Consider the following 584-nt stretch of genomic DNA (forward strand, 5'->3'; position numbering starts at 1 on the left):
GTTCAACGCCTTGTTTGACCGGGCGCAGCGGCGCATGGGCTTTCAGCGCACCCTGGCGGCGCGTGCAGTGCATGCCGTCATGTTTGAAATCGGCCTGATCATCGCGGTGGTGCCGCTGGCGGCATGGTGGCTGGACATCAGCCTATGGGAAGCCTTTGTGCTGGATATCGCGATCGTGCTGTTCTTTTTGCCCTACACCTTCTGCTTTAACTGGGCGTATGACCACGCCCGCACACGGATAGTGGCGCGCCACGTGCGTAAAACTTTCAAAGCAGACCCCGCGCAAACGCCGGCGCCTGCCGGCCTTACTTCATCTGCACGGAGCCCGACACGTTAACCAGCACCGTGCTCTTGCCGGCCTCCACAGGCACCGAGGCATCGGCCATTTCAGCCTTGGCCGACATGGCCATCATGCGGGGACGCGGTGGAGAGCTCTGGTCGTTGGCATTCACCGAGACTTCACGCAGCGAATAGCCGGCAAACCCAAAACTGCGCGCCACCTCACTGGCTTTGGCCTTGAATCGCTCAATCGCGAGCGCCTGCGCCTCGCCCTCGACTTTGGCGCGTTGCTCCCTGCTCAAGGC

The 584-nt window shown here is 62.0% G+C and carries 2 protein-coding genes; one reads left to right on the forward strand and one right to left on the reverse strand.

All coding sequences use genetic code 11. The features are described from left to right. Positions 1–337: PACE efflux transporter (locus tag AC1D0Z_RS23815; RefSeq protein ID WP_477660576.1), on the forward strand; the 337-nt coding region annotated here is incomplete at its 5' end. Here the strand turns inward: AC1D0Z_RS23815 and AC1D0Z_RS23820 are convergent. Further along, positions 306–584 (reverse strand): SIMPL domain-containing protein (locus tag AC1D0Z_RS23820; protein ID WP_477660577.1); only part of this gene is annotated, 279 nt, incomplete at its 5' end. The two genes, AC1D0Z_RS23815 and AC1D0Z_RS23820, sit on opposite strands and share 32 nt — an antisense overlap.

Source organism: Polaromonas sp. P1_E3, assembly GCF_056405935.1.